At 33.0% G+C, this 14,052-nt stretch carries 10 protein-coding genes; 4 read left to right on the forward strand and 6 right to left on the reverse strand.

Translation table 11 applies throughout. The features are described from left to right. Nucleotides 1-24: 24 nt before the first annotated feature. The 4 genes from RE431_RS10895 to RE431_RS10910 all read left to right on the forward strand — a co-directional run bounded on the left by RE431_RS10895 (nucleotide 25) and on the right by RE431_RS10910 (nucleotide 2,872). A complete protein-coding gene (locus RE431_RS10895) occupies nucleotides 25-906 on the forward strand; it encodes an RteC domain-containing protein (RefSeq protein ID WP_309562015.1) in 882 nt (293 codons plus the stop codon). Nucleotides 907-1,191: 285 nt separating this feature from the next. Beyond that, nucleotides 1,192-1,476, forward strand: coding sequence for a helix-turn-helix domain-containing protein (locus tag RE431_RS10900; protein WP_089663749.1), 285 nt, complete (start codon nucleotides 1,192-1,194; stop codon nucleotides 1,474-1,476). Between the two features lie 3 nt (nucleotides 1,477-1,479). Further along, a complete protein-coding gene (locus RE431_RS10905; protein WP_309562016.1) occupies nucleotides 1,480-2,232 on the forward strand; it encodes a hypothetical protein in 753 nt (250 codons plus the stop codon). Next, a complete protein-coding gene (locus tag RE431_RS10910) occupies nucleotides 2,216-2,872 on the forward strand; it encodes a P-loop NTPase family protein (RefSeq protein ID WP_309562017.1) in 657 nt (218 codons plus the stop codon). The genes RE431_RS10905 and RE431_RS10910 overlap by 17 nt, the downstream gene beginning before the upstream one ends. Before the next feature lie 33 nt (nucleotides 2,873-2,905). Here the strand turns inward: RE431_RS10910 and RE431_RS10915 are convergent, their stop codons facing one another. The 6 genes from RE431_RS10915 to RE431_RS10940 are packed head-to-tail and all read right to left on the reverse strand — an operon-like array spanning nucleotide 2,906 to nucleotide 13,949. Then, nucleotides 2,906-5,965, reverse strand: a complete 3,060-nt coding sequence (locus RE431_RS10915) for an AAA family ATPase (protein WP_309562018.1) — start codon at nucleotides 5,963-5,965, stop codon at nucleotides 2,906-2,908. Then, entirely contained in the window at nucleotides 5,965-7,722 is a 1,758-nt protein-coding gene (locus RE431_RS10920; protein WP_309562019.1) for a hypothetical protein, read from the reverse strand. The genes RE431_RS10915 and RE431_RS10920 overlap by 1 nt, the downstream gene beginning before the upstream one ends. Nucleotides 7,723-7,781: 59 nt before the next feature. Continuing rightward, nucleotides 7,782-8,735, reverse strand: coding sequence for a Wadjet anti-phage system protein JetD domain-containing protein (locus RE431_RS10925; protein ID WP_309562020.1), 954 nt, complete (start codon nucleotides 8,733-8,735; stop codon nucleotides 7,782-7,784). A 26-nt stretch (nucleotides 8,736-8,761) separates the two neighbouring features. Then, a complete protein-coding gene (locus RE431_RS10930; RefSeq protein ID WP_309562021.1) occupies nucleotides 8,762-12,010 on the reverse strand; it encodes a DNA repair protein Rad50 in 3,249 nt (1,082 codons plus the stop codon). Further along, nucleotides 12,007-12,654 carry a condensin complex protein MksE gene (locus RE431_RS10935; protein WP_309562022.1) on the reverse strand — a complete coding sequence of 216 codons (648 nt, stop codon included), beginning with the start codon at nucleotides 12,652-12,654 and terminating at the stop codon, nucleotides 12,007-12,009. The genes RE431_RS10930 and RE431_RS10935 overlap by 4 nt, the downstream gene beginning before the upstream one ends. Next, entirely contained in the window at nucleotides 12,627-13,949 is a 1,323-nt protein-coding gene (locus RE431_RS10940) for a hypothetical protein (RefSeq protein ID WP_309562023.1), read from the reverse strand. The genes RE431_RS10935 and RE431_RS10940 overlap by 28 nt, the downstream gene beginning before the upstream one ends. Between the last annotated feature and the right edge of the window lie 103 nt (nucleotides 13,950-14,052).

The raw sequence follows: 14,052 nt of genomic DNA on the forward strand, positions 1-14,052 counted from the left end.
CTAGTCTTTATAAAACCAAACAATTTGAAGATCCCGTTACCACACTATTTTTTAATGATTCAAGGTAATAATAAGATGTTTGATGACGTAATACATGAGTTTCACAATAGTTTGAACACTAAGGTGGTACCAATCCCTCATCCCTTTAAAAAAGCGGATAAAGGGATTGATATTTCAAATCACACCCTTTCTAAATTAAAAGAGATTGTGGAAAAAGAGGATTTTGAAAACACCCCGGACGAGATCGAATTCTTTAAAAAAATCAAACCCTGCCCCATGAGCTATCTCATCTATTTCTCAGAGGTACGATCCTGTGAGACTCGTAAACCTAAAGCAGGCAAAAATTTTCAATTTCGATTTTTTGAAAAGGAACTACGTAAGATCAATAAGTTTTTTTATAAGAATAATGATTTTGTTCAATATATGGAACAAGGGCATGAATACCTGGATCACCAGCTTTTTACCAGGAACCATCGTAAGAACTATCCCTTCACTCCCATGATCAATTACTACCAGTATCCTGAATTTTCAAGCTCTCATGATATGCTATGGGCAAAGATCCAGGCTATGTATCGGCTCATCCATTTCATTAGAGAAGCAATGGAAACTCTACGACCAGGAAAACAAAGTGGTTTGATGGATAAAAAACATAAGGTCATGCTGTGGTCAGGTTCAAAAACTTCACTGGTAGAACTTATCTATGCCTTATACGCCAATGGAGATCTTAACCATGGTACCGTAGATATCAGTACAATTACTTCTTCTTTTGAGGATTTCTTCAATATCAAACTGGAGAATATCTACAAAACCTACTCTGAAATAAAGTCCCGGAAAGGCACCAGGGCAAAATATCTTCATAATCTTATTCTGCGTTTGGAAACTAAGATGAACCAGGATGATGAATAATGAACTTTTCGTAGTAACTCGTAACTACGAAAAGTAGAAGAATTGCTGTTCAAATTTAATTTCCTCTGAATTGAGAGCATAATTCAAAGCAATACTCTCTCAAAATAGACCAAATCCCAGCAATAACTATTAAATGTTAAATTTTCTCGTAACTACGAAACCCATAGGGAAAGATATCCATCAAACAGTACCAATTTAGTAGAACGAAAGTCAAACTTTGATAGGGGCTATCAATTAAAAAGCTTAAACCATTTGGTAGTCCCTTTCTATTAAAAATGTTCTATTATGCCAACAAGTATTATTACCACAGATGATCTTCGGGAATTCAAAATGGAATTGCTCGAAGAATTAAAAACCCTTCTTTCCAAACAAAATTCCGGGACACTGAAACGCTATCTTAAATCCTCAGAGGTTATGGATCTGCTTCAAATCAGTCCGGGAACTTTACAAAATCTTCGTATCAATGGTACGTTGCCCTATACCAAGGTGGGTGGGATCATTTACTATGATGTCCAGGAGATCCACCGGGTCATGGATGAAAACAGAGTTAAACACAATTTTGATCTATAAAGGATGAATTATATTAAGCAACTCAACGCGGCTTTTGAAAAATTCTTTTTCGACGAGCGCCTAAACCCAACGCATATTAGCTTGTATATGGCTCTATTTCAAGAATGGAATAGTAGCCGGTTTGCAGATGTATTTTTTGTAAACCGTAGGGAACTGATGCGCGTGGCTAAGATAGGCTCTAAATCTACCTATCATCGTTGTATCACAGACCTTGATTCATGGAATTACCTCTCTTATTTCCCTTCCAATAATCCGTATAAAGGAAGTAAAATCAGGATGGCCATTATCGGGACAACTGATGAACCAGTTACGGGAGACTACGATCCCATATTGGAACAGCTTGCGGAACAGTACTGTCCCAAAGATGAACCAGTTGTGTACCAGCACCATCCCATCAATGGACAAGCTGCAGACCCGCACCGTCCCGCCAGTGGACAAGCATTGGTACCTTATATAAACAATACTAAACAAATAAACTTTAATAAACAGCCAAAGGGCAGGCAGGCCGTTTTAATTTTTTTTGAAGAAAAAGGATTTAATGCTGATGAAGGAAAAAAATTCTTTGATCATTACCACTCCAATAATTGGAAAACAAGTGATGGAAACGAGGTAAGGGACTGGAAAGCCTTAGCGATCCACTGGATGGATAGAACCGAATTATTCAACGAAGATAACAAGGAAATAAAAAAGGAAGCGTCCCATAATCAGGACAACCTCAAAACCACTAAAACCAAGGATTATGCACAACCCCTCTAAAATAATCGAAGGCGGCGTAGAATATTCTTTAGGCAGGTTTAATGGAAAATCCGTGCAGTATGATTTTCCGAAAATCCTGGTGTACCTGAATGCGAAAGGTAAGCTCCTCTTTGGAGAAAAGTTTAAAATTTACAAGAAGGATAAAGAGATCTTATTAAAGCTATGCTCTTACTTCATCAAGGATAAGGAAAATTGCAAAAAATTTGATATTGACCTGGATAAGGGAATCTTACTTACCGGTCCCGTGGGATGCGGTAAAACAAGTCTTATGAAACTCTTACAATTTTTAGTGCCACACCAACGAAAATATGTAGTGATGCCTTGCCGGAATATTGTTTTTGCCTTCAATCATTTAGGATATAAAACCATAGAAGATTATGGAGAAAGTAGTTTTTTCTGTTTTGATGATATGGGAGTAGAACCCATGGGGCGGCATTATGGAAAAGATTGCAACGTGATCGGGGAAATCCTGCTCTCCCGTTATGATCTTTATCTTGAAACCAAACTAAAAACCCATGCTACTACTAATTTAAATGCAGAGGAGTTGGAAGAACGCTATGGAAATAGAGTACGCAGCAGGATGCGGGAATTGTTTAATTTGATTGCTTTCGATGAGAAGGATAGGGATAAGCGAAATTAAAAAGAAACAACATTAACTTGTATTCAAAAATTTCTAACCCCTTGATAATTCATACTTCTTAAAATCAGTATTTAAAAAGGCGAATTTTTTCTCAAAGAGCTTCGCTATTTTATTACTAGCAGTAGCAAATACTACTTGCCTTGATTCATTGATAACTATACTTCTTAAGTAATCTAAAAACGAAAGTATATTTAAATCATCGGTATAGGTTACAGGGTCATCAAAAATAATTAAGTTAGGCCCATTTGTTAACTTCTTATTCAAAGCTAAGAAAACCGATAATGCTAATGCACTTCTTTGACCTGTACTGATTTGAGAGATTGGCACCTCGGTTGAAGAATCTTTTTTATGTAATAAAATTTGACCTGAACTAAAAGATAACCTAGAGAACTCTTGGGGCGAGTGAATATTTGTGAATATCTCGCTTATCTCTGACTCATTTTTCTTAAAGAAGTCATCTAGTACAACATCCTCACTATCTTCAGTTATCAATTTATGTAATACTTGAAGGGCAGACTCAGCTCTAGTTATTTTTGGTTGGTATTTTTTTATTTTTTCATTCGACTCATCAATGATTTTATTAGCCAAATTTAATTCTTCAAATTTTACTTTTTGCTCTTTGAAATTTTTAAATGTTTTATATAAATTTTCTAAATTATGCCTAAGTTCAATAATAAAATCATCTCTCTCAAAGTCAATATATTTATGTAAATCAGAGAAATAATTCTTGTAAGATTGAACCTCTTTAATCTCAAAATTCAGCTGTTCTTCATATCTTTCTAAATCGTATTTATCTTTTATAAGTTCTGAGATAATACCATCTATTTCTTCTATTTTATTTTTTACTGAATCAAATTTTTCTTTATTATCATCAAAAGATTTTTGTTCAGATTTTTTTAAGGACTCAAATTGAAATTTGTTTTCTGGTGTAAAACTATAATCATTGTACTTTGAAGCTAAATTTCTTTTTAGTTCTATAAGGTCATTGACATCATAACCTTTCAGCCTTAAATCTAGACTTAGACTTTTTAATTCATCAAGCTCCTTTTTTGATAAAGCAAGTTGTCTCTCCTCTTTCTCTTTAAGAATAGTTAACTCGGTTATTTTCATACTAGAAATATCAACAGGAAAAAACCCTCTCAAAATACCTTCATAACTCTTTAATCTTGTGAGCTTACTTTTTACCTCTAGTATCTGTTTCTCTAATAAGTCTATACTCTTGTTGAAGATTTCAATATCTTTTGAACTTTCTTTGTCATCGTATTTAGTTTGTATTTTAGCTTCCAGTTCAGATTTAGTATGAGGTGTTTCGCATAGCGGGCATTCACTTAAATCTTGTTTAGCTTCGATATATTCTTTACCATAATACTTAATATCTACAATAATTGACTTCACTTTATCTAGTGCATTTTTCACTATTTTAAGTTGTGCTTGACTACGACCTAATTCAGATTCTTTGAGCTTTAAAAATTCTTCTTGATTTTCTCTAAAATCTATAAAACTATGTGAACTAGAATTTATATCACTAATATTTAGCTTGGCTATTTCACTTAAAAAAACATCAACTTTTAATATACTTTTCTCTAACGCTTTTATCTCTTCATCTATGGTTTCAATTTTGAATGCTTCAGGATTATCTAAATAACTTAGAGCTTCATCAAGAAGTTTTAAATTCTGCTCTAATTCGTTAGCTTGTTTTTTCTCAATTTTTAGTTGTCCCCTTAGATTTTCCTTCTCACTTTCTTTTGCCTCTAAATCTTTTTTAAGACTTTCTAAGTTTGACAGCTTATCTATAGCATCAGATTCTTTACCGACTTTAGAGTGAACAAGAGAATTAAGTAGTCCCTTAATTAAATCATAATCTTTTTCAAAGTTTATTGAACTATCACTTATTGTAGACGGAAGAACCTTTAACCACTTTATTATTTTTGCTTCATCTAAAAATTTATCAAAGATTTTTTCTGGGTTTGATATTTTCTTTAAAGCCTCTTTTTGCTCTTGAGCATTTTTGATAAGTCCTTGTTCTCTTTCAAGATTACTATTTAAGTTTGCGAGTTCATCTCCCAATCTTTTTCTAAAGCCCATCATTCTATCTCTCACAGCACCAAATTCTGTTCCTAAAGCAATTGCAGTAAGATATGGCGTCAGTAGGTTACTATTAGTATTATTTGATAAATGATAGGCACTATCGCTATTATAAAAATTGTAGCGATTAAAACTGTGGTGTAAGGTATTCGACTTTTGTTTATTGTAAGAAGCCTTATACCAATAGTAATTTCTAGCTTTAAATTTTGGGATGTTATTAGAATAAGAATCAGCTAGTTCTTCTAAGTTAACTTCATATTTTGCATCAATAGCACCATTACTTGGTAAGTCATTTTCATTTCTAGCGTTATTTCCGGTTATCACTAACTCAATACCTTCCATTAATGAAGTTTTACCAACTCCGTTAGGACCGCAAATAAGATTTACTTTACCAAAATCAAAACTTCGCCGTTCTGGAAATTTACGGTAGTCATCTGTTAACTTAATATTAGATATTCCATCTAACATAAAATCCTGGGCTTTATCTGGCTCTACATCAATTGGGTTAAGCTCTGTTACTTTTTTTGTCTTATTTTCAAGATATCGAGGTACTGCTTGAGTATAAGGTTCATTGCTAAATACCTCTTGTAAATCATTTTTTTTAAGCTCTAACTTCCATTTTTCAACTATATTCTCTTCTACAATAGAGTCTGCTTTTTCGTAATTTAAGTGATCTTCTAGCTCTTGATATGTGAAAACAAATTTTCGAGCAAAAGTCTCGTCCTTTTCTATATTCTTTTTAAGGGTAGCCGGAAGTGAACTTCTTAAAAATATTAGATAATAATTCCATTGTAGGTTTCCTTCTGAATCAAAATAATCTTTTGCGATATATTTGTCTTGATACTCATCGAGCTTAAAATGTTGATTATCATAATCCAAATCGAAGACATACTTTGCAATCTCTAATCCATTATACTTCTGAACAACAAATAACTGTTTTTGATTATCACTCTTATTAGTAATAACATATGACGGTGGTAGTATTGATTTTATTTTATCGATTGTCATTATTTTGTTATTGAGGTAAGGTTGGTTTGTTCTGTAGATGTAAATTTTGGAACATCCGTAGCTTCATAGTCATAACTATCAGCTGCAATGCTCGGCTTGTACCAAACTACTATTCTTTTGTTTCCTAAATCTTCCTCTGGAAACAATTTGGTGAGTTGATTTAACATTGCTTTTGCATCAGCTTTTGATGTATGACCTAAAAATGCAACTGTAGCTATCTGGTCATCGTTGGACACAAGGTTATAATTATATTTTGTTCCATTTCTGTTTAAAAACATCACTTCATTGCATTTATCTTTAAATGAAGCTATGATATCTGGATACAGATTGGTATCACTCAAAATATTAACATTTAAAGCTTCAATTTTGCCAAATTGTGAAATTCTATACTCTTTACCATTTGTATCGAATGTGACTGTAAATCTATTAATGGTTTCAGTATCTTCTGAAATAAAACTTTTTAAGGTATTGACAGCATACCAATTTGAACCAGATTTAACTTTAGATAGCTCTCCTGATGTTAAAGCAATAAGTCTTTCCCTATCAAGTATATTTAATGCTCCATCTTGCAAGCTTTCACTTTGAATTTGAATATCTTCTGTAAAGTCAACATAGCCATCGCTTGTATCCTCTACTTCAATGAATGTTTCCAAAACCGTGTCGTATTCATAAATTGTTTTTATTTCTGGACCTCGCCTTCTATTTGCTGGACCAGGTGCTAATCCTAGTATTGGTTTTCGCATCCTTAAATAGAAAAATTCGATTTTTGGGGTTAAATAGAAGCAATGTCTATTTGGTTTAATTAATGTATAATAAACGCCTTTTTTATGATTATCATCTATAAGCTTTTCTTCAATACTCGAAGTGTTAGAAATATGTTCTGTAATAAGTGAAATGTTGGATTTGCAATATTCTCCAAAAAAATTAGGATTACCTGATGACCTACCTTCTGAGCTCCAGTTTAGAGAAATAACATCTTTATTAGCTACTTTTAGAATATTTCTTCTGAAATCTCGAAACTCTATGTGAGCAGGTTGAGGATTCATTTGTATACTTAGAATAATATAAGGTTGAATATCCCATTGACCTTCTGCGCCTGGATAAATATGCCGACCATCAAACAACATTGCATCAGAACATATAACTGTTACTAGATTAATAGAATCTGGTGAATTTCTTAAAATATAAGAATGTTGTCCTGGGATTAATTTTTGTTGCTCTAATGGATTCCCCCAAGCTCCCATATGCTGTCTCTTGAATTGTATTAAAACAATTGTCTTCTCAATACCATTTGGGTCATTAGCTTTAAATATGTACAAACAAGGATTTAACAAGACACCACCAGGTGCATTGTCTACAATATCATTAAATACAACTTCAACATTATTTAAACCATTGTAAGCATCTCGAAACTCTAAAACATTAGTTGGTATAATTGATTCACAGCCAAGCACCCATAATTTATTTTGACTTGGTAAATTCTCAATATTATCTACTAAATTTCTTACAGTACTCCAAGGGCAAGAGTATTCTGGGGTAATTACTAGAGAAGAGTTATTTTCCTTTGCTTTAAATAAAAAGTCATTGAATTTTACACTTTCTAATTCACTATTTTCATTGCCAAAAAAAAATTCTGAAGAATGAAAGCTACCAGTATGTTGTAACATCGAAATACTATATAAATTAGTATCGCGTCTTAATACATCTAAATTTATAGTGTATCCTTGTAGTATTTCATCTATATAATTATATATCATTCAACAGTTTACTTAATTTCCAAATATAAAAATTTAACAAGTAAATACTCTATATTTTATTAGATAAGACTTATTGTTTTTAACGATTCTAACAAATCCATCGACTCTTCCTCTACCCAAATATCATCTTGAATTAAGTTGTTGATTATGTCTTGTTGCTGCTTAGAAAAGTCTTCACTTTTCAATCCCGAAAATTCCTTTTTACGCCATTTACTTTTATGGTGTGGCGAATTTACGGGTAGTGCATCATCTAATGTAGTAGGTTCAATTAAGGTTATTTCTTTGCCTTTTTCTTTAAAGATGCCTTTTATTCTCGAAAAAATAGATAGCCCGTGATGGTCCCAATCGCAAAAGTAAAATAGAGGTAATTCTATTTTTTTGGCAGGAATATCTTTTAAAGGGTTGGTATTGTTACCACCTACGTACCATAATTCTATATTGTTCTGTTTATATTCGTAGGGTACTTTTAAGCAAGCTATATTTTCGCAAATAACAACCAATTTAGGATTTTCACAATCTACTACGAATCGCCATTGTGCATTCTTCGGGTCTTTCTCTGGGAACTCGTCAATATCCAGAAGCTGTAATACTGCATTGCGTAAACTGGGCTTATTTGTTAAGTACTTTGCTCCTTTACCTTTAAAAACTCGTGCTGAAAAAGTGTATTCAGTTGTGAGGTTCTTTTTGAGTTGGTCTTTTTGATAATAAATAAAAGCCAAACTTTTCAAATCATCTTCGTTATAAGTTTTGTGTGCATTACTCTCTAATCCGGCTTTTTCAAAGAAATTGGAATAGTATTCAAAATAATCCAAAAATTCTTTTTCATAATATGCCTTAAAACCATATTTAGCTTCTAAAATCTTGGGATTACCCATTTTGGGCTTTATCAGTTTTTTTTGCTTCATTAGTATTTGTTTAATGAAGCTATTGTTGCCAATCTTCAAGTTGGTCTTTTCGTTTTTATATAGTTGGTTAAGACCAATCAGATATTTCCATTCAACATCTTTTTTCATTCTGATTTTTACATCTGTTTTACGCCTCAATTATTATTTTCAAAATCCCCAAATATTGGAACTGGTTCATAATTTACCTTATCAGATTCTTCTAAGTTATTATGAAGCAAATAGATATATTGGTTCAACATATCTACTTTATATGGCTGGATTGATAACGATATAATCTGGTAATCATTTGCTTTGGCAATGTCGTAAAGCATATCGAAATTACTTCCTAGTCCTGCTGCTTCATCAATAGGCATAAACCTAATCCCATCCCTTACTTTATCTTTAGCACCTCTATTAATTAATGAGAGTCTAGCAATACACATAAGGGCAATTGCAGCATAGGTTTGACTTGTGCTTCCTGGGTTCGTTTTTCCGTGGAAGGATTGAATGGTAAAGTTCAATCCATAATATGATTTTGGATTGAGTAATTCTAAAACTTTAGGTTTTAGATTTCTAGAACCACCACATCTATAAAAAGCTTCCTGCATTTTCTCTTCTAGAGACGTGTACTTTTCCAATTCGTTTGAAACGCCTTGTAAATCATTGAATAGATTATTCTCACTAGACACTCTAATATCCTCACGTATTTTATCAATAAAGTCTTCCATCCAGCCTCTAGGATAGCTATTTTCAAAATTGATGGACAGCTTTGCCCTGTGACCGCCAGTAATCGTCTTATCATCGGCATCTATAAAATCCCTAATCTTTCTTGAGTAATATATCTGTTCGCTTACCTCAGTATTGACCTTATCAACGATGCTCGTTAACTTTTGAAGCTTTCTAATGTTCAGTTTTTTATTCTTGATGTTGATATCGTCAAGCAACTTTTTAATACGCGGGATTATTTCATCATCTTCTAAGTCCTTTTCCGAAAAAATCTCTGCCGGTAAAATTTCTGAACATATCTGTTTAAAATCATCTGTTTCTAAATAGCGGTTGGCCTTTTCTTTCAAAAATTCCCTTATTACAAGAGCATATTTATAATTGTATTGCTTTTGGCATTCTGCATTTAGTGCATCTTTGTCTTCTAATGCTTCTGCGGTAATTTCACTCTCATCTGCATCACTTTCTGAAGTGAATTTTGGGTCGTCGTCAACTAATTTTTGCAAATCTGCTTTAAAAACATCTATTGCTTTGTCTTCTAACTTCAAATCTTCAATAGCAATTTCATTTTTTGACTCTTTATGCAGGGTCGCAACAAAAGCGTCGTAGAAATTCTCTTGTTGGTTAAGTGTTGTTTTTAAACTCTCTAAATCATCCGTGTCTTGTACTTGGTAATTATACTTGGCGATTAACTGTTCGGCATCATCATCGATTTCGGGAATTGAAATCGTTTTTAGATTTGTTTCTAGCCCATTAATTACAGAAGAGTTATCAGAACGTTTTTTGTCTATTTTCTTGTAGGTCTTGTTTGCCTTTTTGAATCCCTTATCTATCTTTTCGTCTTCTTCTAGTAATTTTAAATAACGCTTTATGGCGTCTGCTGTTTCCTCGTACAATTCGTGCTTATCAAACTTAGAATTAGCATCTTTTAATTCCCAAGACAAAAGGTAAGATGATTGGTTTTCTAGCTTATTTAGCAATCCTTTCAGAATTGTCCAATTCTTAAATTCCTTTTCTAAATCCTTGATGTCATTATCCAAGGTTGCCTTTTGATTTGAAAAATATTCCTTAATTTTATCTGAGTTTCCAGTATCAAATATTGGTTCTTGAACATAAGGAATATACTCACGAACGCCACCTAAATCTAACCAAAATCCATCATCTTCATCTTTTGTGACTTGCAGGTTTTCAATCAACAATTTTGGATCTGGAATGTACCTTGATTTTATACCATTTAAGGGTTCTTTGGTGGTAATATTATCGTTTTGATATTTGTGTACTACACTTTCCTCTTTAAGGTTCAATCCTCGTTTAAGATTTAACGCCCAATGTGCAAGTGACGAAGTATCATCTAGATTATGAAGGACCTTTAGTTTCTTTTTCTCTTCGAGTGACTTCTCGATCGTATTGATTGTTTCTGCTATATTCAACAATGAATCCTTGTTGAGTTTATTATTTTCTCCAAAGAAACTGTAAATACCACTATCTTTTAAAAGTGACTTAAACTCTTCTATTCGCTCAATGTCCAGCTTGTTTTTATGATAGTTGTGATAATGTTCTGACAGTTCCTTACCCGTTTTTTCAAAGTGCTGCATCCAAGAAAAATACTTTTTCAAGTCATTGCTTTTTCCTTGCCATAACATTCTTGCTGCAGAAGCTTTATCAAATTCTTCGTCTAAAGCAGGTATATTCAATTTCAGTTCTTCAACTTTAGTTTCGGCAAAATTTTTAAGTCCAATTAAGGTGTTTCGATTATTAAAAAAGGAATTTAATCTTTGGACCATTTTCACATTAGATTTTTCAATCTGCTGATTTAAGTAGTGAAATTTTGTGTTTGAAAAATCGCTTTGAGCTTCGTCTCTATCTTTTTTTAAACTAAGAAGTTCTTGTAGTTCGGTCTGCTTATGGGTTAACATATCAATCTCATCTCTATTAGATTCAAACTGACGTATATCGCCACTCAATTCTTCAACAGCCTTGTCAAAATTTAGTTTAAGCTCTTTTTCCTTGTCATTTCCGAAGAGAAATTCCTGGATTTTCTCGCTTTTTTTGATGTCCAATGATTCCCTAGAAAAAGCCTGAATAATTTTAGCATAGCTTTTTAAAGACTCGCGGTTAATGGATAAGTCAACTGGAATGATATAATTTTCAAACAGTAGCTTATGAAACTTATCTAATACTGACCAAGATTCGCATACATATCCTTTAGTATCGAATATGTGATTTTTTAAATCCTCTATTGGTAAAATACTGTTGTCCTTCAAGAAATCCGAAAAACTAAGAGCTTTACTAAATGGAAGCAATTCATCTTCTGGTTCAAAATTCTCGCCTTGTTGAATAATAAAAGAGCGTGAGCTTCCGGTACTTTCAAGATAAATACCAATAAGTACAAATGCATCTTTTTTGAGTTCTACATTGATAAAGGCATAACCCATATCTGTTCCTTTGCCATCGGTTCTTAACACCATTGTTTTAGGCTTTCTTGGCTCACTACTATCGGTAGGCGAATGAAATGCAGCAGAACCGACAAAAATGAGTTGCAGAATATCTGCAATCATACTCTTACCAGAACCACCTTCGCCTACAAAGTCTGTTCTAAATGGGTTGAAATCATAATCAAATGATTGATGATGTACGATGCCCAAAGTGGATAATCTTTTTATTCTAGGGTACCTTTTCATTTCAATTCATTTAGGGTTTCGTCTATATTATTTATATGGTCTTCGTGTATGGCAATCAATCTATCAAAAGCCGGCAATAGGTCGAACTCATCATCATTTAATGTTACCCAACCTATTTTCTTGAATTCTCTAAGCGCTGATTCCACAGTTGAATCTATCGCATCATCGTTTAAATTTCCAGGGTTGGTATTTCTCGATTTTGCAATCAATCTGTAAATACCTGGCTTTAAATCTTCATAATCAGTCCTAATCTTCTTTTGCAAGTCTTTTACAGAAACCACATCTATTTGATTATCAATGAAAAAAATCTTGTAAATAACGAAGCCGATTATAACGTGTTCGCTCTTCATATGATATCTGTGTCCAGCGTCTATTTGACCTCTAGTATTACCTATAAAGTCCAAAAAGTAATATCCTCTTGTTTCAGTTCCGCCAAAAGTCAATTCAACATTGAATAAAGACTGGTAGTATGCTTTTAAGCTGTCTATATTTGAATAGATGTAATTGTAGAATCTTGCTTGACTCCCTTCCCTTTGAAAATGAACGCCATCTTTCAACATATAGTCTAAAGAGGCAAATAATTCTTCCGTGTCAGGATGGTCTAAAAACTGTACCCTTATATCTTTTGTATGTTCATCTTCCATAAGCTTATATGCTCTATTTTGCTATTGGTCTGTTTGGTTTTATTCATTTTAAAATCAAAACTTTTTGATTTACGTGCTTGCTGTATTGAACTGTAGATTGCACTTACAGCTATCTGGCCATCGTCGGTTTCTTCCATTATCTTGAAAAATGTTTCGGACAAATCAATGCTACCCCTTAATTCTATTTCGGCAATGATGTGTTGTTCCCATTTTCTAATCAAGTCCTGCTGAGTGAGCACTTTTAAAATACTTTGTGTGTTTTCCTCAATCTTTACTTCGTTTGATTTATAGGAAACTCTCTTTTTGGGTTTAGAAGGGAATAATTCTCTTTCTCTCTCAACTATGGTAAAATTTGGTGTGTCTATATGTAAAATTGGATTTTCGACCACTTTTGGAAGCAGCGTATCCTTTTTACTGGTCACGGTACTTTTATCTAGTAGGAAGTGTAGAAATTTTTCAATTTTACTGTTAAACTGAGGTCTATTTAAAATTGAGAACAAATGCCTAATCTTTGGCTGAATTCTATCGAGTTTTCCATCGATAGAATCTAGCCTTTCGTTGAGATATTTGATAAAGAAGTGAACGTCTGCAATTAAATCGTCTGCTTCAGAATCTGTATCTTCTCGTTTTTCTAGAATTGAGCGTATCACTTTAGTTTCAGAATAGGCTGCTGCTAATTCTCTACTCTGCTCTTGCGCTTTATCTAAATTACTTTCTACTTCACGTAAAAGGTCTATAAACTTCTTATCGGAATTGGCGGTATTGTTTTTAAGCTTATTTACAGACTCTATGATTTGCCTATCTAAAAAATCTACCTGTTCCCTGAGATCTGGTTCATATTTTTTAAACTCAGAATTGAGCCAAAACTTTAAATCCTCTAAGGATTCCCTTTGTTTCAATGAAGCGGTAAGAAGACTACAAATCTTTTCTATACGGGTTGGACTAAAATTACCCTTTAACGTCTCTTTTGCATAGGCGTAGAACCTATGCGCGTAATCCTTAAAATAATATTTCTGAGTTTCTTGATTGTAGTCTAAAAAATATTCCTGTAGATCCTTTATATGTTCGCTATAAATCTCTTTCGGATATCTTTCGTTCGGTTTGCTTATCTGGGCGAAAGCGTTGTGAAGGTCTTTTTCAACGAACTTTCCGTCGGGTAACGATTTGTTTTTAATTTTCTCAAATAGAACCATAACGGCCAACCCAACTTCCTTCTTTGGGAAGAGTAGTTGGTAAACACCAGGTTCTTTAATCTCTTTTACAAAATCAAAATTTATTTTATCGTTTTCGTTCAATTATATTATTAGGTCTTGTCTTGATGAAAAATCCTATAAATATAATTAATTGAGATTTTCTTATTTACGGTTATCTACATTTTTGTTAAACAATGACTTTATT

Source organism: Christiangramia sediminicola (assembly GCF_031344135.1).
GTDB classification, from domain to species: domain Bacteria; phylum Bacteroidota; class Bacteroidia; order Flavobacteriales; family Flavobacteriaceae; genus Christiangramia; species Christiangramia sediminicola.

Bases quoted from the DNA above. Each gene is read 5' to 3' on its own strand.
- RE431_RS10925 (WP_309562020.1), bottom strand. From the start codon at position 8,735: ATGAAAAAAGATGTTGAATGGAAATATCTGATTGGTCTTAACCAACTA.
- RE431_RS10905 (WP_309562016.1), top strand. From the start codon at position 1,480: ATGAATTATATTAAGCAACTCAACGCGGCTTTTGAAAAATTCTTTTTC.
- RE431_RS10910 (WP_309562017.1), top strand. From the start codon at position 2,216: ATGCACAACCCCTCTAAAATAATCGAAGGCGGCGTAGAATATTCTTTA.
- RE431_RS10900 (WP_089663749.1), top strand. From the start codon at position 1,192: ATGCCAACAAGTATTATTACCACAGATGATCTTCGGGAATTCAAAATG.
- RE431_RS10915 (WP_309562018.1), bottom strand. From the start codon at position 5,965: ATGACAATCGATAAAATAAAATCAATACTACCACCGTCATATGTTATT.
- RE431_RS10930 (WP_309562021.1), bottom strand. From the start codon at position 12,010: ATGAAAAGGTACCCTAGAATAAAAAGATTATCCACTTTGGGCATCGTA.
- RE431_RS10920 (WP_309562019.1), bottom strand. From the start codon at position 7,722: ATGATATATAATTATATAGATGAAATACTACAAGGATACACTATAAAT.
- RE431_RS10935 (WP_309562022.1), bottom strand. From the start codon at position 12,654: ATGGAAGATGAACATACAAAAGATATAAGGGTACAGTTTTTAGACCAT.